This is a genomic window from Streptomyces sp. NPDC059373, from assembly GCF_042751495.1.
In the GTDB taxonomy this organism is placed as follows: domain Bacteria; phylum Actinomycetota; class Actinomycetes; order Streptomycetales; family Streptomycetaceae; genus Actinacidiphila.
This window is the reverse complement of the sequence record NZ_JBHYXC010000023.1, coordinates 63,520-84,432: the sequence shown is the minus strand read 5'-3', so window position 1 is coordinate 84,432 and position 20,913 is coordinate 63,520. Positions and strand designations below refer to the sequence as shown.

19 protein-coding genes are annotated in these 20,913 nt (G+C 70.6%); 14 read left to right on the top strand and 5 right to left on the bottom strand.

What is annotated here, in order from left to right:
- Positions 1-17 precede the first annotated feature (17 nt).
- Positions 18-1,358 carry a dihydrolipoamide acetyltransferase family protein gene (locus ACFXJ5_RS26885; RefSeq protein ID WP_384636126.1) on the top strand — a complete coding sequence of 447 codons (1,341 nt, stop codon included), beginning with the start codon at positions 18-20 and terminating at the stop codon, positions 1,356-1,358.
- Between the two features lie 6 nt (positions 1,359-1,364).
- Here ACFXJ5_RS26885 and ACFXJ5_RS26880 read toward each other — a convergent pair whose 3' ends face one another.
- Complete coding sequence (locus ACFXJ5_RS26880) at positions 1,365-2,417, bottom strand: LacI family DNA-binding transcriptional regulator (RefSeq protein WP_384636123.1); 1,053 nt, start codon at positions 2,415-2,417, stop codon at positions 1,365-1,367.
- Between the two features lie 307 nt (positions 2,418-2,724).
- Here ACFXJ5_RS26880 and ACFXJ5_RS26875 point away from each other — a divergent pair, with 307 nt between their 5' ends.
- The 5 genes from ACFXJ5_RS26875 to ACFXJ5_RS26855 all read left to right on the top strand — a co-directional run bounded on the left by ACFXJ5_RS26875 (position 2,725) and on the right by ACFXJ5_RS26855 (position 9,593).
- On the top strand, positions 2,725-3,672 hold the full coding sequence (locus ACFXJ5_RS26875; protein WP_384636120.1) for an NAD(P)-dependent oxidoreductase: 948 nt from the start codon (positions 2,725-2,727) through the stop codon (positions 3,670-3,672).
- A 39-nt stretch (positions 3,673-3,711) separates the two neighbouring features.
- Positions 3,712-4,971, top strand: a complete 1,260-nt coding sequence (locus tag ACFXJ5_RS26870) for a M24 family metallopeptidase (protein ID WP_384636118.1) — start codon at positions 3,712-3,714, stop codon at positions 4,969-4,971.
- Positions 4,972-5,019: 48 nt separating this feature from the next.
- Positions 5,020-6,495 carry an NAD-dependent succinate-semialdehyde dehydrogenase gene (locus ACFXJ5_RS26865; protein ID WP_384636116.1) on the top strand — a complete coding sequence of 492 codons (1,476 nt, stop codon included), beginning with the start codon at positions 5,020-5,022 and terminating at the stop codon, positions 6,493-6,495.
- A 68-nt stretch (positions 6,496-6,563) separates the two neighbouring features.
- Positions 6,564-8,225 carry an amidohydrolase gene (locus ACFXJ5_RS26860; protein WP_384636113.1) on the top strand — a complete coding sequence of 554 codons (1,662 nt, stop codon included), beginning with the start codon at positions 6,564-6,566 and terminating at the stop codon, positions 8,223-8,225.
- A gap of 30 nt (positions 8,226-8,255) precedes the next feature.
- Positions 8,256-9,593 carry an amidohydrolase family protein gene (locus tag ACFXJ5_RS26855; protein WP_384636111.1) on the top strand — a complete coding sequence of 446 codons (1,338 nt, stop codon included), beginning with the start codon at positions 8,256-8,258 and terminating at the stop codon, positions 9,591-9,593.
- A gap of 15 nt (positions 9,594-9,608) precedes the next feature.
- On the opposite strand, the gene ACFXJ5_RS26850 is transcribed toward ACFXJ5_RS26855, so the two are convergent.
- The 3 genes from ACFXJ5_RS26850 to ACFXJ5_RS26840 form a co-directional block, all read right to left on the bottom strand.
- Positions 9,609-10,145, bottom strand: a complete 537-nt coding sequence (locus tag ACFXJ5_RS26850) for a hypothetical protein (RefSeq protein WP_384636108.1) — start codon at positions 10,143-10,145, stop codon at positions 9,609-9,611.
- Between the two features lie 102 nt (positions 10,146-10,247).
- On the bottom strand, positions 10,248-11,159 hold the full coding sequence (locus tag ACFXJ5_RS26845; RefSeq protein WP_384636105.1) for a lytic polysaccharide monooxygenase: 912 nt from the start codon (positions 11,157-11,159) through the stop codon (positions 10,248-10,250).
- Between the two features lie 61 nt (positions 11,160-11,220).
- On the bottom strand, positions 11,221-12,429 hold the full coding sequence (locus ACFXJ5_RS26840; protein ID WP_384636103.1) for an MFS transporter: 1,209 nt from the start codon (positions 12,427-12,429) through the stop codon (positions 11,221-11,223).
- 138 nt (positions 12,430-12,567) lie between these two features.
- On the opposite strand from ACFXJ5_RS26840, the gene ACFXJ5_RS26835 reads away from it, so the two are divergent.
- From ACFXJ5_RS26835 to ACFXJ5_RS26800, 8 genes are all read left to right on the top strand, one after another.
- Positions 12,568-13,044, top strand: a complete 477-nt coding sequence (locus tag ACFXJ5_RS26835) for a MarR family winged helix-turn-helix transcriptional regulator (RefSeq protein WP_384636100.1) — start codon at positions 12,568-12,570, stop codon at positions 13,042-13,044.
- Positions 13,045-13,114: 70 nt separating this feature from the next.
- Positions 13,115-13,576, top strand: coding sequence for a DUF5709 domain-containing protein (locus ACFXJ5_RS26830; RefSeq protein WP_384636097.1), 462 nt, complete (start codon positions 13,115-13,117; stop codon positions 13,574-13,576).
- 40 nt (positions 13,577-13,616) lie between these two features.
- Complete coding sequence (locus tag ACFXJ5_RS26825; protein WP_384636094.1) at positions 13,617-14,045, top strand: hypothetical protein; 429 nt, start codon at positions 13,617-13,619, stop codon at positions 14,043-14,045.
- 255 nt (positions 14,046-14,300) lie between these two features.
- Entirely contained in the window at positions 14,301-15,062 is a 762-nt protein-coding gene (locus ACFXJ5_RS26820) for a DeoR/GlpR family DNA-binding transcription regulator (RefSeq protein ID WP_384636091.1), read from the top strand.
- A 110-nt stretch (positions 15,063-15,172) separates the two neighbouring features.
- Positions 15,173-16,531, top strand: a complete 1,359-nt coding sequence (locus ACFXJ5_RS26815) for an ABC transporter substrate-binding protein (RefSeq protein WP_384636088.1) — start codon at positions 15,173-15,175, stop codon at positions 16,529-16,531.
- Positions 16,532-16,542: 11 nt separating this feature from the next.
- The gene (locus ACFXJ5_RS26810; RefSeq protein ID WP_384636085.1) at positions 16,543-17,502 is read left to right on the top strand and encodes a carbohydrate ABC transporter permease; all 960 of its coding nucleotides are present in this window, start codon (positions 16,543-16,545) and stop codon (positions 17,500-17,502) included.
- Positions 17,499-18,365 carry a carbohydrate ABC transporter permease gene (locus tag ACFXJ5_RS26805; RefSeq protein WP_384636082.1) on the top strand — a complete coding sequence of 289 codons (867 nt, stop codon included), beginning with the start codon at positions 17,499-17,501 and terminating at the stop codon, positions 18,363-18,365. Before ACFXJ5_RS26810 ends, ACFXJ5_RS26805 begins: the two co-directional genes overlap by 4 nt.
- Positions 18,362-19,351: a zinc-dependent alcohol dehydrogenase family protein gene (locus ACFXJ5_RS26800; protein WP_384636079.1), complete on the top strand. Its 990-nt coding sequence runs from the start codon at positions 18,362-18,364 to the stop codon at positions 19,349-19,351. The genes ACFXJ5_RS26805 and ACFXJ5_RS26800 overlap by 4 nt, the downstream gene beginning before the upstream one ends.
- A 10-nt stretch (positions 19,352-19,361) precedes the next feature.
- Here the strand turns inward: ACFXJ5_RS26800 and ACFXJ5_RS26795 are convergent, their stop codons facing one another.
- Positions 19,362-20,903, bottom strand: coding sequence for an MFS transporter (locus ACFXJ5_RS26795; RefSeq protein WP_384636076.1), 1,542 nt, complete (start codon positions 20,901-20,903; stop codon positions 19,362-19,364).
- Positions 20,904-20,913: the final 10 nt, after the last annotated feature.

Below are 20,913 nucleotides of genomic sequence, written 5' to 3'. Positions count from 1 at the left end.
AGAGCTAGGAGTAGACCATGGCAACGCTGCTTCGCCTGCCGGAAGTCGCCGCCGGAGCGACGGAAGCCGTCCTGTCCGAGTGGTTGGTGAAGGAGAACACCCCGTACAGGACCGAGGACCCGATCGTGGTCCTGGAAACCGACAAGGCCCTGGTCGAAGTGGCGGCCGAGTCGGACGCGGTGATCCTCCGCGCGCTCGTCCCCAACGGCTCCACGGTCGAGGTCGGTGCCCCCATCGCCCTCCTCGGTGACGAGTCGGAGATCGGGGCGGACGTCGAACAGCTCCTGGCGGAACTCGGTGTCTCCGCCGGCCCGGCCGACCGCGGCCCGACCGACCGCGAGCCGACGCCGGCGACGCCGCCCGAGGCATCGCCCGTCGCCCAGGTGACCACGGCTCCCCCGGTCACCACGGAGTCGGAGAACTCCCGGGTCTTCATCAGCCCTCTGGCGCGCAGGATTCTCAAGGAGGCGGGCCTGACGACCGACCAGGTCCGCGCTACCGGTCCGAACGGCCGCATCGTGCGCCGGGACGTGGAACGGGCCGTCGAGGAAGCCCGTGCGTCGGCGGCGACGGCCGCCGAGCCGGTGCCCGCAGAGCCCGTGTCAGCGCCTGCCGTGCCGTCACCCGCACCCGTTCCTGCCGAGCCCGTACGGACGGCTGGCCCGCAGCCGCGGACCTCCGGCTACCGCGACATCCCCCACACCCGGCTGCGGCGTGCCGTGGCCGCCCGGCTGACCGCCAGCAAGCAGACCGTCCCGCACTTCTACCTCAAGCGGACGGCCCGTATCGATGATCTGCTCGCCCTCCGCAAGCAGCTCAACGAGGTGTCCCCCCAGAAGATCTCGGTCAACGACCTGGTCATCGCGGCGGTCGCGGTCGCCCACCAGGCGGTACCCGACGCCAACGTGATCTGGACCGACGAGGGCATGCGGCAGTTCGACTCGGTGGACGTCGCGGTGGCCATCGCCTCGGAGCGCGGACTGGTCACGCCGGTCCTGCGCGCGGTCGAGCGGACGTCTCCCAGCGCGATCGCGCGTGAGGTCAGGCAGTACGTACAGAAGGCCAACGAAGGCACCCTGCAACAGGGCGACCTGGAGGGCGGCTCCCTCACGGTCACCAACCTGGGGATGTACGGCGTCGACGAGTTCTCGGCGATCATCAACCCGCCCCACTCCGCCATCCTCGCGGTGGGCGCCGGACGGCCGGGACCGGTCGTCGTCGACGGCACCGTCCAGGTCGCGACACAGATGACGCTGGTGCTCTCCGTCGATCACCGTGCCATCGACGGCGCTCTGGCGGCGCAGTGGATGGAGGCTCTGGTGGGCGCTCTGGAGCAGCCACTCCGGCTGGTCGTGTGAGGTGCGCTACGTGCCGTGAGGAGGCGGCGGCGCGGCGGTGGAGGCGCGGACGACCAGACGCACCGGTAGGAGGACGGTCTTCGACATGGGAGCGGGCTGACCCTTCTCCTCGTAGTTGTCCAGGCACTCGAGGAGGAGGCGGGCCGCCTCCGCACCCAGGTCGAGGTGCGGCACGCGCACGGTGGTCAGCGGCGGCTGGAATTCGTCGGCGAACTGCATGTCGTTGAAGCCGACGAGGGAGATGTCCTGCGGGCACCGCAGGCCCCTGGCCTTCAGAGCGTGCAGTGCTCCGAGGGCGATCAGATCGTTGCCGGCGCAGATGGCCGTCGTGTCGGGGTGTCTTTCGAGCAGTTCGTGGGTGGCGCGTTCGCCCGCGGGCGCGGTGTAGCTCTCGCTGACCAGGACCGGTGCCTGCTCGGGACCGATCCCCGCGGTTTCGACCGCGTGGCGGAAGGCTCGCACGCGGGTGACGCCGGTGGACATGCTCTGCGGGCCCGCGACGTGGGCGATGGAGCGGTGTCCGAGACCGAGCAGGTGCTCGACGGCAAGCGCCATCCCGGTGGCGTCGTCGCCGGCGACCCAGGGGAACAGCTTTCGGTCGGTGCAGCGGTTGACGAGGACGATCGGGACGCCCGATTCATAGGCCTCGAGCAACAAAGGGTGCTCGCGCTGCGCGGTGGCGACGATGAAACCGTCGACCTGCCGTCCCCGCAGAGCCTCGAACTGGGTGCGTTCCTTGGCCTCGTCGTTGTCGGTGTTCGCCAGCAGCGCGGTGTAGCCGCGGGCGTTGAGGACTTCCTCGATGCCGCGAGCGACGGGGGGAAACAGCGGATTCGTGAGGTCCGGCAGCAGGACGCCGATGGTGAAGGAGCGGTTCGTTCGCAGACTGCGCGCTGCCGAGTTGGGGGTGAACCCCAGCTGCTCGGCGGCCGTCCTCACCCGACGGGCTGTCGCGGCGTTCACCAGACCGCTGGTGCTCGGGTTGAGGGCGCGGGAGGCCGTGGCCTTGTGCACTCCGGCGAGTGCTGCGACATCGGACATGGTCGGGCGTTTGCTCACCTGGGCAGTCTAGGGAAACTCTCCCCCCGGAAACAACCGATTGCAGAGCCGCGCCGACCGAGCGATCGCGAGGACGATCGCCAGAGGGCTTGACAGCTTCGCGAGTACGGAGCAAGCATGGATGCAATCGATTGCAACAATCACCGAAGACTATGCGGACGAACGTGGGATCGATCAAGCCCGAGGCTCCGTCTCACCAGCTCAGGACCCTTGATCTCACCATTCACCGCCCTCAGCAGGGGTGACGACTATGCAATCGGATGCAGAGGACGTCACCCGAGCCGTCTTCCAGGAGTGAGGTAGAGAAATGACGTACGCCGCCCAGGACCACCCGCGTATCGGCTGGATCGGCGCCGGCCGCATGGGCTTCCAACTGGCCGCCCGACTGCTGGACGCGGGGCACGACGTCGCCGTCTACAACCGGACCCGCGCCAAGGCCGAACCGCTGGCCGAACGGGGAGCGACGATCGTCGACCGGCCGGTGGATCTGGCCGACCGGGACGTCGTCTTCATCATGGTCTCCGCCTCGGCCGACCTCGAGGCGGTCACCACGGGCCCCGGCGGCGTGCTGACCTCGCCCGATGCCGCGCCGAAGGTAGTCGTCGACAGCTCCACGGTCTCCACCCAGGTGTCCGCACTGATCCGGAACGAAGCCGCCAAGCGCGGGACCGACTTCCTGGCCGCCCCCGTGAGCGGAAACCCGAAGGTGATCGCCGCGGGCAAGCTGACGGTCGCGGTGTCCGGCTCCCGCGAGGTGTTCGACCAGGTCGAGCCGCTGCTGGCGCTGCTGGGACGCGGCGTGACCTACGTCGGCGAGGACGAGGTCGCCCGCCTCGTCAAGATCGCGCACAACGTCTTCCTCGGCGTCGTCACCCAGTCCCTCGCCGAGATCACCATCCTCGCGGAGAAGGGCGGTGTCAGCCGTGCCGCCTTCCTGGAGTTCCTCAACGACTCCGTGATGGGCTCGGTCTTCACCCGCTACAAGACGCCCGCGCTGGTCAACCTGGACTTCAAGCCGACGTTCACCCCTCCCCTGCTGCGCAAGGACTTCGACCTGGGGCTGTCCGCGGCCCGCGAGCTGGAGGTCCCGATGCCGCTCGCCGCCGCCACCGCTCAGCTCGTCGCCGGTGTCATCGGCGCGGGGTACGTCGACGAGGACTTCGCCACCTTGCTCCTCGAGCAGGCCAGGAGCTCCGGCATCACGCTGGAAGCCGAGAACGTGCCCGTGGACGACGGTCTGCCCCCGCAGGCCTGACCCTCCCGCAGCCTCGCAGCGACTAAGGACGTTTCCCCCATGACTGCCACGACTCCCCAGACAACGCGGCCGATCCCCGCCTACGGACACAGTGCGGTGGACTACGAGCAGCGCGTGGACTACGAACGGCTTCGTGCCTACCGGCTGGACCGCGCCCGGGCGGCGCTCGAGTCCAGCGAGTGCGGGGCCTTCCTGCTGTTCGACTTCTACAACATCCGCTACACCACGCAGACCTGGATCGGCGGGGCTCTCGGGGACAAGATGACCCGTTACGCCCTCCTGGCCCGTGGCGAGGAGCCGGTGCTGTGGGACTTCGGCTCCGCCGCGCGCCACCACCAGATCTACGCCCCCTGGCTGCGGCCGGAGAACTCCCGCGCGGGCATGCTCGGTATGCGGGGCGCCATCTCACCGGACGCCGGCCTGATGCGCTCGGCGGTCACCGAGATCAAGGGCATGCTCGTGGACGCGGGCCTCGCCGACCTGCCCGTCGGCGTGGACATCGTCGAGCCGCCCTTCCTGTTCGAGATGCAGCGGCAGGGCCTGAAGGTCGTCGACGCCCAGCAGTTGATGCTCGACGCCCGCCAGATCAAGTCGCCCGACGAGATCGCCCTGCTGTCCATGGCGGCCGCCATGGTCGACGGCGTCTACCAGGACATCGTCGAGGCACTCAAGCCCGGCGTGCGCGAGAACGAGATCGTCGCGCTGGCCAACAAGCGCCTGTACGAGATGGGTTCGGACCAGGTCGAGGCGATCAACGCGGTGTCCGGCGAGCGGTGCAACCCGCACCCGCACAACTTCTCCGACCGGATCATCCGCCCCGGTGATCAGGCGTTCTTCGACATCATCCAGTCCTACAACGGCTACCGCACCTGCTACTACCGCACCTTCGCGGTGGGCAGCTCCACAGGTTCGCAGCGTGACGCGTACACCAAGGCCCGCGAGTGGATGGACGCCGCCATCGCCATCGTCAAGCCGGGGATCGGGACCGACCAGGTCGCGCAGGTGTGGCCGGCCGCCACCGAGTTCGGCTTCGCCAACGAAATGGCCGCCTTCGGCCTCCAGTTCGGCCACGGCCTCGGCCTCGGCCTGCACGAGCGGCCCATCATCAGCCGGCTCAACAGCCTGGAGAGCCCCGTCGAGATCCAGGAGGGCATGGTCTTCGCCCTGGAGACCTACTGCCCGGCGTCCGACGGCTTCTCCGCGGCGCGCATCGAGGAGGAAGTCGTCGTCACCTCCGACGGAGCCGCGGTGCTGACCAAATTCCCCGCGCAGGACCTGTTCGTGGCCAACCGCTACTGAGGAACCCCGCGACAGCCGCCACAACCCACAGCAGGAGGCGAAGAGCCAGTGACCGCGCACAACCAGGGATCCCCCGCCAGGCTGCGGGCCGAGAAAGTCCCCACCGATCTGTTCATCGGAGGGCGCTGGCGGCCCGCGAGCGATGGGGCACGCTTCGACGTCCTGGATCCGTCGAGCGGTGAGAAGCTCGCCGACGTCGCCAGCGCGACCCCGGAGGACGGCCTGGCCGCCGTCGACGCCGCGGAGGCGGCACTCGCCGGCTGGGCGGCCACGCCACCGCGCGAGCGGGCCGAGCTGCTGCGCTCGGCGTTCGACACGATGAAGCAGCGGGCGGAGGAATTCGCCGAGCTGATCGTGCTGGAGAACGGCAAGGCGCTCACCGACGCCCGTGGCGAAGTCGCTTACGCCGCCGAGTTCTTCCGGTGGTACGCCGAGGAGGCGGTGCGGACCCTGGGCAGTGTGCAGACCGCGCCCGCAGGCAACAACAAGATCCTCGTACTGCGTCAGCCGGTCGGCGTCTGCGTCCTGGTCACCCCGTGGAACTTCCCCGCCGCCATGGCCACCCGCAAGATCGGCCCCGCGCTGGCCGCCGGCTGCACGGTGGTCCTCAAGCCCGCCAGCGACACCCCGCTCACCGCCCTGGCCATGGCCGCCCTCTTCGAGGAGGTCGGCGTGCCGGCAGGTGTGCTGAACGTCCTGCCCTCCCGGCGTTCCGGCGCGCTGGTCTCCGCGATGCTGGACGATCCGCGGGTCCGCAAGCTGTCCTTCACCGGTTCCACCGAGGTGGGCCGGACGCTGCTGGCGGCCGCGTCCAACACGGTCGTCAACTGCTCCATGGAGCTCGGCGGCAACGCTCCGTTCCTGGTCTTCGCCGACGCCGACCTGGACGAGGCCGTAGCCGGCGCCATGGTCGCCAAGATGCGCAACGGCGGCGAGGCGTGCACCGCCGCCAACCGCTTCTACGTCGAGGAACCGGTCGCCGCCGAGTTCACCCGGCGGCTCGCGGACGCCATGCAGGCGCTGCGTACCGGCCCCGGCCTGGACCCCGGCGTACAACTCGGACCGCTCGTCAACGCGGAGAGCCGCGACAAGGTCGCCCAGCTCGTCGCGGACTCCGTACAGGCGGGCGCCTCGGTGGCCGTCGGCGGCGAGACTCCCGAAGGCCCGGGCTTCTACTACCCGCCCACCGTCCTCGCCGACGTGCCGCCCAACGCGCCGGTGCTTCGCGAGGAGATCTTCGGCCCGGTCGCGCCGGTCGTCGCCTTCCGCACCGAGGACGAGGCGATCCAGCTGGCCAACGCCACCGAGTACGGGCTGGTCTCCTACGTCTACACCTCCGACCTGGCCCGTGGCCTGCGGGTCAGCGAGCGACTGGACTCCGGAATGGTCGGCCTCAACCGCGGTGTCGTCTCCGACCCGGCCGCCCCGTTCGGCGGTACCAAGCAGAGCGGCATCGGCCGCGAAGGCGGACACGAAGGTCTACTGGACTACACCGAGTCCAAGTACATCGCCCTGTCCTGGTGAACCCTCCGCACCTGCCACTCCCCCCACCCCGGCCGGACACCGACGTCCCGACGGAAAGGAGCTCCGGAATGGAGCACAGTCACCCTGCCACCGGGGTTCCCGACACGATCTACGTCAACGGGCGCATCCACCCCGGGTCACGGGCACCTGGCGCCGATGCCGGCCGCGGGGGCCCGGACGAAGAGTACGAAGCCCTCGCCGTCAGCGGCGGGCGGGTCCTGGCTCTCGGCACGGACCACGAGTTGAGGGATCTGGCGGGACCACGGACCGAAGTCGTCGACCTGCGCGGACACCGGGTCATCCCCGGTCTGATCGACGGCCACATGCACGCGACCCGCGCCGGCTCCACCTGGTCCAGCGAGTTGCACTGGACCGGAATCTCCACGCTCACGGACGCGCTCGCCGGCATCGGCGAAGCCGTGCGCGACGCGCCACCCGGCCGTTGGATCCGCGCCATCGGCGGCTGGCACCACACCCAGTTCAAGGAGAACCGGCCGCCCACCACCGCCGAGCTCGACGCGGTCGCACCGGACCACCCGGTCTACGTCCAGGCGCTCTACGACTTCGCCGTGCTCAACAGCGAGGCCATACGGGTGCTGGGCCTCGACTCCTGGACCGACCTTCCGGGCGGCTCCGTCGAACGTGATCCGCTCACCGGCCGCTGCACCGGCGTGGTGCGGGGGTTGGGAGCGTACAACCGCTGTCTCGCGGCGTCCCCCATGCCGACGGCCGCCGCGGAGCGGGCCTCCATGCGCGCCATGTTCGCGGACCTCAACGCGGTCGGGCTGACCGGCGTGGTCGACCCCGGCGGTCTCGGGGTGGGGCCGGACCGCTACGACCCGCTCTTCGACGTGTGGCGGGCGGGGGAACTCACTGTCCGGATGCGCCTGTACGGCTCCGCCGCGAACGCCGGGCAGGAGGTGGACCAACTCGAAGGATGGCTGCGCAACGCACAGACCTTCGCCGGCGACGACATGCTGCGCATGGTCGGCGCCGGGGAGGTGGTGCACTACGGGTGCCACGACTTCGAAGGACTCGAGGACTTCCGCCTGGCGGACGAGGCCTACGAGGACCTGCTCACGATCAGCCGCCGGGTCGCCGCGCACGGCAGGCCCATGCACATCCACGCCGTCCTCGATTCGAGCATCGACCGGATCCTGGACGCCTGGGAGACCGTCCACCGGGAGATCCCGCTGGACCGCCTGCGGTTCTCCCTCGCCCACGCCGACACGATCAGCCCGCGCAACATCCGGCGGCTGCTCGCGCTGGGCGCCGGTGTCATCGCCGACGACCACCAGGTGTTCCGAGCCGGTGCGTCGGCCGATTGCTGGGGAGCCGAACAGATGGCGTCGGTGCCTCCACTGGGCGACCTGCTGGAGGCCGGGGTGCCGCTCGGCGCGGGTACCGACGCGACCCGTTCCTCGTCGTACAGCCCCTGGTTGTCGTTGTGGTGGCTGCACGAGGGGCGTTCCCTCGACGGCACCGTCCAGCGCGCGCCCCGGCACAGACTGTCCCGCCGGCAGTCCCTCGACCTCTACACCCGCGGCAGCGCCTGGTTCTCCTTCGAGGAGTCCGACCGGGGCCACCTCCATCCCGGGGCGCGGGCCGATCTGGCCGTCCTCAGCGACGACTACTTCACCGTGCCGGCTGACCTCATCCCGTCCATCACCGCGCGGTTGACCGTTGTCGGCGGCCGGACCGTCCACGCATCCGGGCCGTTTCAGGCCTGACCTCTTCAGCAAAGAAGCCGGAGTCATGAGATGAGCAGCAGCACGACATTGATCCGCGGCGGTACGGTCCTCACCGTCGACCCGGAGATCGGGGACCTCGACCGCGGTGACGTACTCGTCCAGGACGACCGGATCGTGGCGGTCGGCAAGGACCTCCCGTCGGAGGGTGCCCAGGTCGTCGACGCCACCGGCATGATCGTGATGCCGGGTCTGGTCGACACCCACCGGCACCTGTGGCAGTCGGCCATCCGCCAGATCGCCGCCGACTGGACGTTGGGCCAGTACGCCGAGCAGATGCTCGGCGTCATAGGTCCGCGCTTCAGCGCCGAGGACGTCTACATCGCCGACTTTCTGGGCGCGCTGGAGGCGCTCAACGGCGGCGTCACGACCGTCATGGACTGGTCGCACATCATGAACACCCCCGACCACGCGGACGCGGCCGTACGGGGACTGTCGGACTCCGGCGTGCGCGCGGTCTTCGGATACGGCAATCCGGGGTCGCCGGCGGCCGACTGGTACGAGAAGGACCTGACCCGGGTGGCCGGCACGTACTTCTCGGGCGGCGACCAGCTGCTCAGCCTCGCCCTGGCCAGCCTCGGACCGGAGTTCTCCTCGCTGGAGGAGACCGTGACCGACATCCGGCTGGCGCGTGAACTGGGCGTCCGCACCTCGCTGCACGTCGGCGCCGGGCTGCTCGGCCGCCTGCGTGCCGTCACCATGATGGACGAGGCGCGGCTGCTCGGCCCCGACATCATCTACGTGCACTGCAACACCTGCACCGACGAGGAGCTTCGGCGCATCGCGGACTCCGGCGGCCAGGTCTCGATCTCCCCGCGGTCGGAGATGCAGATGGGCCACGGCTACCCCGCCACCGGCCGGCTGATCGCGGCGGGGATCCAGCCCAGCCTGAGCATCGACGTGGTCAGCGCAGTCGGCGGCAGCATGTTCGCCGAGATGCGCGGCACCCTGGAGGCGGAACGCGGCAGGCAGAACCAACTGTCGCTCGACCGTGGCGAGTGGCCGGCGAACCTGGCGTTGAACACCGCGAACGTCGTACGGATGGCCACCATCGAGGGAGCCCGCACCCTGGGCATGGGCGACCGGATCGGCTCGCTCACCCCCGGCAAGCAGGCGGACATCATCATGCTGCGGGTCGATCTCCCGAACCTCTTCCTGATCAACAATCTGCCGGCCGCGGTCACTCTGGCCGACAGCGAGAACGTCGACACCGTCTTCGTGGCCGGCCGGCCCGTGAAGGTCGCCGGCAAGCTGCTCGCGCACGACACGCACCCGCTCCAGGAACAGGCACGCTCGTCCAGGAACCGTCTCCTGTCCGGTACGCCGTTCGCCGTCGAGTCGACCGCCTGACCGGTCGCACACCGGCTACTTGCTGAGGACGTTCACCACCACGATCAGGAAGCCGATGGCCATGTCGACGCCACCGGCGCGGCAGGCGGTGGGCCAGTTGCGGCCGCCTGCGGTACGGGAAGCCCAAAGCCCCCAGAAGAACAGGGCGACGGTGTTGAAGGCCAGAGCGACGCTGACGGCGTTGACCTCGGCCCACCAGCCGGCGTAGGAGGTGAGCAGCAGCAGGACCGTGGGCATGACGGCAGCGGTCAGGGGCCATTCGGCCAGTACGGATCGTACGGCGATCGCGGTCATGGACCGGCCCGGCGGGGGGTGCGCGGCGATGACGCGGGCGTAGCCGTGGGCGGCGGACGATGCCAGCGCGGTCATCAGAACCCACAGGGCGTCGTATCCGGGGTCCGGGGCACCGCTGTGCTCGTCGAGAGCGGCCGCGAGGGCACCGGCCAGAACGGTGCCGTAGACGCCGCCGAAGATCAGCGACTCGGGCGGGACGTATCGCCCGATGCCGCGCAGCGCCGCCCACCCCCGGACGCCGCCGCTCGGGTGGGGCATCACATCACCTCGCAGGTACCGGCGGCCTCCGGCGGACGCGCATGGAGCCCAGATGTACCAGCACGCGAGGCACCCGCCCCGCACCGTCACTCATACGGACCGCTACCTGCGCCGCCCCCGGCGCAGCGTGAGGGTCACGACGGCGCCGCCGCCGAGAACCGCTGCACCGGCGGCCGCGGCGACCAGGCGGGCACTGTCGCCCTCGCCGGACGCGGACACCGGCTGCACCACGGGCGCGGCCGAAGCAGAAGCCGAAACGGACCCCGAAGCCGGCGCCGACGCGGGCGCGGAAGCCGAAACCGGCGCCGAACTGGCGGCCGGCGTCGTGGTCGTGGAGTGAGTCGGGGCCGCCGAGTGGGTGGGAGCGGCTCCGGCGCCGGACAGCACGACGTCGGAGCACGAGTAGTAGGTGTCCGTCGTACTGGTGTTGCGCCACACGGTGAACAGGATGTGGCGGCCGGTGCGGTCGGCGGGCAGGCGGCCGGTGAGGTGGTAGGCGCCGTTCGTCACGGGCGGGTCGGTGACCGTCAGGAAGGGCTTGGCGCTGATCTGGGACCAGGTCAGGGGCTGGGTCGGGTCGTAGCCGTCCGTGGTGAGGTAGAGCTCGAAGCTCCCGTCGTGCGGGATCGTCGTACGGTACGTCAGCGTGAAACGGGCGCCTGCGGTGAGCTTGGTGGCGGGCCAGTCGGCGCGGGCGAGGTCGAGGCCGCGGTATTCCTGGAGGCCGCCGCTGCACAGCTCGCCGTCGGGGATGAGTTGGCGGTCCCGGCCGGCGACGTTCGCGACCCGGAGGTTGTCCCAGTCGTCGAAGGGCTGTCCGCCGTGCTGGGCGATGGCCGCCCGGCAGGCGGCCGTACGGACGTGGGCGCCGCCCACGGAGGAGCACGCGGCGACCCGGCTGACCGGGGCGACCGGGGCGCCGTGGGCGGCGGCCGGGAGAACCGCGGGGGCGGTGAACAGGGCGACCGCCGCGCCGATGAGCAACCCCCGCCATGCCATACGCCGTTCGGCCATCCTGATACCTCCCGTGTGCCCATGCAGCCGATGGGTACTACGGACGGCGCACGGCGGGCGTTCACCTGTCGGCGGTCGCACGCTCGGGCGTCAACTCCCCCGGCACCGGGCCCGAACGGGCAGCGGACCTCTCCAGGGCGCCCGACAGCAGTGCCAGGCCCAGAGCCGAGGCGGCCAGTACGGCGCCGACGATACTGGGGGCGGTGGGGCCGGAGCCGGCGGCCAGGACCAGGCCCCCGAGCCAGGCGGCGAGGGCGTTGCCGAGGTTGAACGCGCCGATGTTGACGGCGGAGGCGAGGGTGGGGGCCTGGGCGGTCTGGTCGAGCACCCGCTTCTGCAGGGGCGGCACGGTGGCGAAGCCGAAGGCGCCGATCAGCGGAAGGGTGATCGCGGCCGCGAGCTTGTCGTACGCCGTGAAGGTGAACAGGCCGAGCACGATGGCCAGGGCGCCGAGCGCGACGTACAGCATCGGCATGAGGGCGCGGTCCGCGTAACGGCCGCCGATCAGGTTACCGGCCACCATGCCGAGGCCGAAGAGGACGAGCAGCCAGGTGACGGAGGAGGAGGCGTATCCGGCGGCGCCGGTCATCATCGGGGCGATGTAGGTGATCGCGGCGAAGACCCCGCCGAAGCCGAGGACGGTCATCGCCATGGCCAGCAGGACCTGGACGTTGCGGAAGGCGGCGAGTTCGGGGCGCAGCCGGGCACTGTCGGCGGAGGGGCGCCGGTCCGCGGGGATGAGGGCGGCGATGCCGGCGAGGCCGATGACGCCGAGGGCGGCCACGGCCCAGAAGGTGGCGCGCCAGCCGGCCTGCTGGCCCAGCAGGGTGCCGAGGGGGACGCCGACGACATTGGCGACGGTGAGCCCGGAGAACATCATGGCGATCGCGCCGGCCCTCTTGCCGGGGGCGACCAGGCCCGCCGCGACGACCGAGCCGATGCCGAAGAACGCGCCGTGGGCGAGCGAGGCGAGCACCCGCCCGGCGAGCATCAGGGCGAAGTCGGGGGCGGCGGCGGACAGGGCGTTGCCCGCGACGAACAGGCCCATCAGGGCCATCAGCATCCGCTTGCGCGATACGCGGGCACCGAGAACGGCCAGGACCGGGGCGCCGACCACGACGCCGAGGGCGTAGCCGGTCGTGAGGTAGCCGGCGGTGGGTATGGAGACGCCGAAGTCGCCGGCCACGTCGGGCAGCACCCCCATGACGACGAATTCCGTGGTGCCGATGCCGAAGGCGCCGATGGCGAGCGCCAGGAGTGCGAGTGGCATGTGCCCTCCGAGGGGTACAAGGTTGCGTACGAGCCTTACGGGCGTCGACAATAATTGCAGACGCCGTTTACTTGCAAACGCGGGCTATTTCGCAGGCGGGGTATTCTGTCCTCAGACCACCGAAGGAGGGCGTCCGCGTTGACACAGCCGCTGGAGGAGGGCCGGGTCGCACTGGCCCAGAGCTGGTGCGCGCTGTCCGCGCTGCACGGCAGGATCGAGGCGCACATCGAGCGTGCCCTTCAGACCGGGCACGACCTGAGTGTGCGGGAGTACTCCGTGCTCGACGTGCTCAGCGGCCAGCACTCCGGTGAGGGCGGTCACCTGCGGATGAATCAGCTCGCCGACGCCGTGGTGCTCAGCCAGAGCGCCACCACCCGCCTGGTCACCCGGCTCGAGGACCGCGGCCTGCTCACCCGCTACCTGTGCCCCGACGACCGGCGCGGCATCTACACCGAGGTCACCGCCGCCGGCCGGGCGCTGCTGGACCGGGCCCGCCCCACCCACGACGCCGCGCTCGGCGAAGCTCTCGACGACGCCGAGCGGCGCCCCGAACTGGCCCCGCTGGCCGCCGTTCTGCGCGCCCACACCCCTCAGCCGCAACCGGCATCGCAGTAGCGGGTGCCGAAGGCCGCCCGGCCTGGCAGAGTCGAGGTAGGAGGGCGGCGCGCCCGACGAGGAGACAGCCATGAGCGACAGCGCGATGGGCGACGAGGTGTATCAGCCGGACGGCTCCGAGGTGCAGGACGACGCCGGCCTCCTGGAACCCGAGGACACCCTGGACCAGCACGGCGTGGACCAGGTGCTCGACGAGGGCTACTCCCCGCCGGAGCGCCCCTGGGGGGTGAACAAGACCGGGGTCACCGCCGAGGGGCAGCGGCGCGGTGAGAGCCTCGACCAGCGCCTCGCCGAGGAACTGCCGGACATTCCCGCCCCGGAGGGCGACGACCTGGGCGACGCCTGGGACACCGACGGCGAGCTGGTCGACGACGAGGTCGGAGCCGACCGCGCCGGACGGCTGGTCGCCCCCGACGAGGGCGTGCACTACGAGACCGAGGGCCTGGTCGGCCGCGACGTCGGCATCGACGGGGCCGCCGCGTCGGCGGAGGAGGCCGCGGTACACGTGATCCCGGACTCCGAGCAGTACTGACCCCGCCCGGCCCATGTCCGCCTCACCGCGGCGCCCTGCCGTGCCCCGGCCCTCCCGCCCCGACCAGCTGCGGGCGCTGGCCGAGGTGCTGGACGAGATCGCCGTGTCGCAGCTGCCGTCCGACCGTGTGGTCGCGGCCTGCGGCGAACCCGGACCGGTGCCCGCCTCGGTGGCCCGGGACGGCGGCCGGCAGGCCGTGCTCTGCCATCGTCTCGGCCGGCGGCTTCGCGACCTGGTCCTGTACGGCGACGTGGCCGAGGCCCGGGAGCGCGCCTCACGGCTGCTGGACTACCACCACTGGATGGTCCAGCAGGCCCTGAACCTCGCCTTCACCTGCAATCCGGACGCCCGCACCGAAGCGGCCCGGCTGCATCTCAACGGCCTGGGTGCGCCGGCCGACGAGTTCCGCCGGCTGCGTGACCGGATCCGGGCACAGGCGGACACGGAAGCCGCCGACGACGCCCTCTGAAGCCCGCGGGTGCCCGTCCCGGGGCCGAAACGGGCGGCAAACGGACCCCTCGGCGGGTGAGATCGGGCACGGCCCGCGGAGCCGGTCGGCGGGGGTCGGCAGTGCACAGGGGGCGGATCCCACTCCGGAAGCGGGCACATTCGGTCACGATCCATGTGGTGACGAGCCTGGTCACGAGGCGGCAGCCCTTGTAGAACTCCATCAGAAGCCCGAACGGGCACAGATTCGCACCGGAAACGGACAGGAGGTGTCGCTGTGGACGCCGAGGAGCGCCGGAGAGGGATTCTGGAGCTGGCCCGCCGAACGGGTTCGGTCATGGTCGGCAAGCTCTCCGCCGACTTCGGAGTGGCCAAGGAGACCATCCGCCGCGACCTGGCCGTCCTGGAGGAGCACGGGCTGATCCGGCGCACCCACGGCGGGGCCTATCCGGTGGAGAGCGCGGGCTTCGAGACGACTCTCGCCTTCCGTACGACCATGCACGTACCGGAGAAGCAGCGGATCGCGACCGCTGCCGCCGAACTGGTGGGCGACGCGGAGACCGTGTTCATCGACGAGGGTTTCACCCCGCAGCTCATCGCCCAGACGCTGCCCCGCGACCGCCCGCTGACCGTGGTCACCGCCTCCCTCGCGGCGGCGAGTGCGCTGGCCACGGACGACGCGATGACGGTCCTGCTGCTGGGCGGCCGGGTGCGCGGCGGGACGATGGCCACCGTCGACCACTGGGTGACGCATATGCTCTCCGGTTTCGTCATCGACCTGGCCTTCATCGGCGCCAACGGCATCTCCCGCGAATACGGCCTGACCACGCCCGACCCGGCGGTCAGCGAGGTCAAGGCGCAGGTCATACGAGCGTCCCGGCGCAGGGTCTTCGCCGGGGTGCACACCAAGTTCGGAGCCGTCAGCTTCTGCCGCTTCGCCGAGGTCCGTGACTTCGAGGCCGTCATCACCGACGCCGCGCTACCCCTGTCCGAGGCCCACCGCTACTCACTGCTGGGGCCGCACGTCATCCGGGTCTGACCCGGGGAAACCCACCGACCGTCCGATCCACCCGTACGCGGGTGGCCTGGTTCCGCACACCCTGCGGAGCCCGTACTCCCCGAAAAAACCGAGCCGACCGGGAGCCTGACATGACCGTCCCCACTTCCCGCATCCCCAGAGCGACGATCGTGGCCATCGCCGCGGGCGCGCTGCTCGCCGCCTGCAGCGGAGCCGGCGGCGCCGGATCCTCAAGCGGCGGCCACAGCATCGACGTCCTGATGGTGAACAACCCGCAGATGGTGGAGCTGCAGAAGCTCACCGCCGCCAACTTCACCAAGGACACCGGCATCAAGGTCAACTTCACGACGCTGCCGGAGAACGACGTCCGCGACAAGATCAGCCAGGACTTCTCCAACCAGGCCGGGCAGTACGACGTGGCCACCATCAGCAACTACGAGATCCCGTTCTACGCCAAGAACAAGTGGCTGCTGTCGCTCGACGACTACGTCTCCAAGGACAAGGCCTTCGACCAGTCCGACATCCTCCCGTCCATGACGGAGTCGCTGACCGCCGACGACGGCAAGCTCTACGGCGAGCCCTTCTACGGGGAGTCGTCGTTCCTGATGTACCGCAAGGACGTGTTCGCCCAGAAGAAGCTCACCATGCCCGCCAACCCCACCTGGCAGCAGGTCGCGGACCTCGCGGCGAAGGTGGACGGCGCTCAGGCGGGCATGAAGGGGATCTGCCTGCGCGGCCAGCCCGGCTGGGGCGAGGTCATCGCTCCGCTCACCACGGTCGTCAACACCTTCGGCGGCACCTGGTTCACCAAGGACTGGAAGGCCCAGCTGACCTCACCGGCCTTCGTCAAGGCCACCAAGTTCTACGTGGACCTGGTGCGCAAGCACGGCGAGTCCGGCGCCGCCCAGGCCGGGTTCAGCGAGTGCCTGAACAACCTCACCCAGAGCAAGACCGCCATGTGGTACGACGCGACCTCGGCCGCCGGCTCGCTGGAGGCCCCCGGCTCCCCGGTGAAGGGCAAGATCGGCTACGTACCGGCCCCCGTGGTCGACACGAAGAGCTCCGGCTGGCTCTACACCTGGGCCTGGGGCCTGCAGAAGGCGTCCAAGAACCCCAGCGACGCCTGGAAGTTCATCTCCTGGGCGTCCAGCAAGAAGTACGAGGAGCTGGTCGGCCAGAAGGCAGGCTGGGCCAACGTTCCCGCCGGCAAGCGCGCCTCCACGTACACCAACGCCGACTACCTGAAGTCCGCCGCCGCGTTCGCCGATGTCACCAAGTCGTCCATCACCTCCGCCGACCCGCGCAACCCCGGCACCCAGCCGCGGCCGACCATCGGCATCCAGTTCGTCGACATCCCGGAGTTCTCCGACCTGGGCACCAAGGTCTCCCAGGAGATCAGTGCCGCCATCGCCGGACAGGAGTCCGTCGAGACGGCCCTGAGCAAGTCCCAGGCACTGGCGGAGCAGGTCGCGAAGAAGTACCAGGGCTGATGAGTACGCCGATGACGGTGCCCGCAGCCCGCACCGGACCGACTCCACGGACTGCCACGCCCCGGTTCAAGACCCGCGGCCCGCGGGCCTGGGCCAGGCGTGCCCCGCTGCTGCCCGCCCTGGTGTTCATGATCGCTGTCACCCAGCTGCCCTTCGTGGCCACACTGGTGATCTCGTTCTTCGACTGGAACGCCCTGTATCCCAACGACCGGCACTTCACCGGCGTGTCCAACTACAGCGCGGTCGCCACCGATCCCGCCCTGCGCGACTCGGTCATCACCACCGCGGTGCTGACCGCCGCCGTGGTCATCGCCAGCGTCATCCTCGGCCTGCTGCTGGCACTGCTGCTGGACCGCACCTTCCCCGGCCGGGGCGTGGTGCGCACCATGCTCATCGCCCCGTTCCTGCTGGTGCCGGTGGCGGCGGCCCTGCTGTGGAAACACGTGCTCTACAACCCCGAGTACGGGCTGTTCAACGGCGCGATCACCTGGGTGGCCAAGCTCTTCGGCGACACCTCTCCCCCACAGCCGGACTGGATCTCCTCGATGCCCAAGATCGCGGTGGAGACCGCGCTGGTGTGGCAGTGGACGCCGTTCATGATGCTGATCCTGCTGGCCGGGCTGCAGAGCCGGTCCATGGACATGATCGAGGCGGCCCGGCTCGACGGGGCGAGCAACTGGCAGATCTTCCGGTACATGACGCTGCCGCATCTGCGCCGCTACCTGGAGCTGGGCGTCCTGCTGGGCTCGATCTACATCGTGCAGAACTTCGACGCGGTGTTCACCATCACCTCCGGCGGGCTCGGCACCGCCAACCTCCCGTACACGATCTACCAGACCTTCTACCAGGCCCACGAGTACGGGCAGGCCTCCGCCGCCGGGGTGCTGGTCGTGATCGGCTCGATCGCGATCGCGACCTTCGCCCTGCGCGTGGTCTCCTCCCTCTTCCGTGAGGAGGCGTCCCGCTCATGACCTCCACCGCCGTAGTCGCCCTCCCGCCGGCCGCACGCCGGGCCCGGCGCAAGGGTGCCGCGCTGGGGCTGCTGGCCTGGCTGGTCGGCATCGTCTTCGTCCTGCCCGTGCTGTGGATGGTGCTCACCTCCCTGCACTCCGAGACCGACGCCGCCACCAACCCGCCGTCCCTGGCGGCCTCGCTCACCCTGGACGCCTACCGGAACTTCTTCGGGGCCGGCGGCGGGGCCAGTCCGTGGCCGGCGCTGATCAACTCCGCGACGGCGTCGATCGTGTCGACGCTGCTGGTGTTGGTGCTCGCCACACCGGCCGCGTACGCGCTGTCGATCCGGCCGGTCAAGAAGTGGACGGACGTGCTGTTCTTCTTCCTGTCCACCAAGATGCTGCCGGTCGTGGCCGGGCTGCTGCCGATCTACCTGTTCGCCAAGAACGCCGGCATGCTCGACAACATCTGGCTGCTCGTCATCCTCTACACGTCGATGAACCTGCCGATCGCCGTGTGGATGATGCAGTCGTTCCTCTCCGACGTGCCCGTGTCGATCATCGAGGCCGCCCAGATCGACGGGGCCCGCCTTCCGACGATCCTGGCCCGGGTGGTGGGCCCCATCGCCGGGCCCGGGATCGCCGCCACCGCACTGATCTGTTTCATCTTCAGCTGGAACGAGATGCTCTTCGCCCGGGTCCTCACCTCGGTGACCGCGCAGACCGCGCCGGTGTTCCTGACCGGTTTCATCACCAGCCAGGGCCTGTTCCTGGCCCAGGTGTGCGCCGCGTCGGTCGTCATCTCCCTGCCGGTGCTCGCCGCCGGCTTCGCCGCCCAGGACAAGCTGGTCCAGGGCCTGTCTCTAGGAGCCGTCAAATGAGGGCCGCACTGATCGAAGCCCCCGGCAAGGTCTCCGTCGTCACGGTCCCGGACCCGACGCCCGGACCGCGCCAGGTGGTCGTCAACGTGTCCGCGTGCGGGCTGTGCGGCACCGATCTGCACATCCTGCAGGGCGAGTTCGCGCCCACCCTGCCGATCGTGCCCGGGCACGAGTTCGCCGGCGAGGTCGTCGGGATCGGCACCGAGGTCACCGAACTGGCCGTGGGCGACAAGGTGGCCGTCGACCCCTCCCTGTACTGCCACGAGTGCCGCTACTGCCGGATCGGTCGCGGCAACCTGTGCGACCGCTGGGGTGCGATCGGCGTCACGGTCGCGGGCGGCGCCGCCGAGTACGCGGTCGCGCCGGTGGCCAACTGCGTACGGCTGCCCGAGCACGTGAGCGTGCAGAACGCCGCGCTGATCGAGCCGCTGTCGTGCGCGGTGCGCGGATACGACGTCCTCAACGCCCGGATGGGCGCGGAGGTACTGATCTACGGCTCCGGGACGATGGGCCTGATGATGCTGGAGCTCGCCAAGCGCACCGGGGCCGCGAGTGTCGACGTCGTCGACGTCAACCCGGAGCGGCTGGCGACCGCCGGCGCACTGGGCTGCACACGGTCGGCCGCCACGGCGGCGGAGCTGGAGCAGCCGCGCGGCTGGGACGTGGTCATCGACGCCACCGGCAACCCCGCCGCCATCCAGGACGGCCTGGGCCGGGTCGCCAAGGCCGGGACCTTCCTGCAGTTCGGGGTCGCCGACTACGCCACGACCGCCACCATCGAGCCGTACAAGATCTACAACCAGGAGATCACCATCACCGGCTCGATGGCGGTGCTCCACAGCTATGAGCGGGCCGCCGCCCTGTTCGCCAGCGGTGTGCTGGACCCGGAGGTGTTCATCAGCCACCGGCTGCCGCTGGCGGAGTACCCGCAGGCGCTGGAGCAGTTCCGGTCCGGGCAGGGCCGGAAGATCGTGGTGGTGCCGTAACGGCGGCCGGTCAGCGCGGTTCGCGGGCCCCGCACTGCAGCGGCGGGGCCCCGATCGCGCAGTGGTGGCGGCACGGCGGCTCGGGCCTGGCCGGCGGTTCGTCGCCGGGCGCGGCTTCGGCGGGTGCCTCGCGCAGGGCGTCGGAGCGGATGGTGAACCAGGCCAGGACGGAGCCCGCCACCAGTAGGCCCGCGCAGATCATCACGGCCGTACGGAAGCCGGTGCCGAAGGCCGCCGGATGCTCGTAGTCGTTGCCCGACAGCCCCACCAGCAGCGGCAGCGCGGCCACCGCCAGCAGGCCGGCCGCCCGGGCCACGGCGTTGTTGACGCCCGAGGCGGCCCCGGCGTGCCGGTCGTCGGCGGAGGCCAGGACGGTCGCGGTGAGCGGGGCGACGGTGGTGGCCAGGCCCAGCCCGAAGACGCACACGGCGGGCAGTACGTCGGCCACGTACGACGCACCGGCACCGATCCGGGTCATCAGCAGCAGCCCCACGGCGCAGATGGCCGGGCCCACCGTCATCGGGATCCGGGGGCCGATGCGGACGGCCAGGCGGCCGGAGCGCTCGGACAGCAGGAGCATGATGACGGTGATCGGCAGCAGGGCGGTGCCGGAGGCGAGCGCGGAGAACCCGGCCTCGGTCTGCAGCTCCAGCACGAGGAAGAAGAACACCCCGCCCAGCGCGGCGTAGACCGCGAAGGTCACCACATTGGCAGCGGTGAACTGCCTGGAGGCGAACAGCCCAGGCGGCAGCATCGGGTGGTGGCTGCGCCGCTCCACCAGGACGAAACCGGCCAGGCAGATGGCGCCCAGGACGCCGGAGAGCACGGTGACGGCGATGCCCGCGGAGCTGCCGCCTGCCTCGATCAGGGCGTACGTCACCCCGGCCAGCCCGGCGGCTCCGAGTGTGGCGCCCTGCCAGTCGAAGCGACCGGTCGCCGTTTCGTCCCGGCTCTCGGGCACATGCCGGCCCGCGATGGCGACGACCGTGGCCGCCAGCGGAAGGTTGATCAGGAAGACCCAGCGCCAGCCGGCCGAGTCCACCAGCCAGCCGCCGAGCAGCGGCCCCAGCGCGCCCGCGATCCCGCCGAGCCCGGACCACACGCCGATCGCCCGGGCGCGGTCCTGCGCGGCGAAGGACGCCTGGATGAGGGCCAGCGACCCCGGCGTGAGCAGCGCCCCGCCGACGCCCTGCAACGTCCGCGCGGCGATCAGCGTCCCGATGTCGGGGGCGAGCCCGCACAGCAGCGAGGCCGCCGCGAACCACACCGCCCCGGTCATGAACACCTTGCGGCGGCCGTACCGGTCCCCCAGGGAACCGCCCAGCAGGATCAGAGCGGCCAGCGACAGGGTGTACGCGTTGACGGTCCACTGCAGACCGGCCAGCGACGCGCCCAGGTCCCGGCCGATCGTGGGGAGGGCGACATTGACGACGGTGCCGTCCAGGAAGGTCATCCCGGATCCGAGGACGACGGCGGCCAGCACCCAGCGGCCGCCGGCCTGCGACATCGTCAGGCCTCCGGACGCCTTCACGGCACGTACGGCATCGGTCATACCGGCCTCC

What these genes read in the sequence shown, in the direction of transcription:
- ACFXJ5_RS26845 (WP_384636105.1), bottom strand. Translation starts at nt 11,159, where the DNA reads ATGGCCGAACGGCGTATGGCATGGCGGGGGTTGCTCATCGGCGCGGCG.
- ACFXJ5_RS26885 (WP_384636126.1), top strand. Translation starts at nt 18, where the DNA reads ATGGCAACGCTGCTTCGCCTGCCGGAAGTCGCCGCCGGAGCGACGGAA.
- ACFXJ5_RS26855 (WP_384636111.1), top strand. Translation starts at nt 8,256, where the DNA reads ATGAGCAGCAGCACGACATTGATCCGCGGCGGTACGGTCCTCACCGTC.
- ACFXJ5_RS26795 (WP_384636076.1), bottom strand. Translation starts at nt 20,903, where the DNA reads ATGACCGATGCCGTACGTGCCGTGAAGGCGTCCGGAGGCCTGACGATG.
- ACFXJ5_RS26870 (WP_384636118.1), top strand. Translation starts at nt 3,712, where the DNA reads ATGACTGCCACGACTCCCCAGACAACGCGGCCGATCCCCGCCTACGGA.
- ACFXJ5_RS26810 (WP_384636085.1), top strand. Translation starts at nt 16,543, where the DNA reads ATGACGGTGCCCGCAGCCCGCACCGGACCGACTCCACGGACTGCCACG.
- ACFXJ5_RS26850 (WP_384636108.1), bottom strand. Translation starts at nt 10,145, where the DNA reads ATGCCCCACCCGAGCGGCGGCGTCCGGGGGTGGGCGGCGCTGCGCGGC.
- ACFXJ5_RS26830 (WP_384636097.1), top strand. Translation starts at nt 13,115, where the DNA reads ATGAGCGACAGCGCGATGGGCGACGAGGTGTATCAGCCGGACGGCTCC.
- ACFXJ5_RS26805 (WP_384636082.1), top strand. Translation starts at nt 17,499, where the DNA reads ATGACCTCCACCGCCGTAGTCGCCCTCCCGCCGGCCGCACGCCGGGCC.
- ACFXJ5_RS26875 (WP_384636120.1), top strand. Translation starts at nt 2,725, where the DNA reads ATGACGTACGCCGCCCAGGACCACCCGCGTATCGGCTGGATCGGCGCC.
- ACFXJ5_RS26860 (WP_384636113.1), top strand. Translation starts at nt 6,564, where the DNA reads ATGGAGCACAGTCACCCTGCCACCGGGGTTCCCGACACGATCTACGTC.
- ACFXJ5_RS26840 (WP_384636103.1), bottom strand. Translation starts at nt 12,429, where the DNA reads ATGCCACTCGCACTCCTGGCGCTCGCCATCGGCGCCTTCGGCATCGGC.
- ACFXJ5_RS26800 (WP_384636079.1), top strand. Translation starts at nt 18,362, where the DNA reads ATGAGGGCCGCACTGATCGAAGCCCCCGGCAAGGTCTCCGTCGTCACG.
- ACFXJ5_RS26815 (WP_384636088.1), top strand. Translation starts at nt 15,173, where the DNA reads ATGACCGTCCCCACTTCCCGCATCCCCAGAGCGACGATCGTGGCCATC.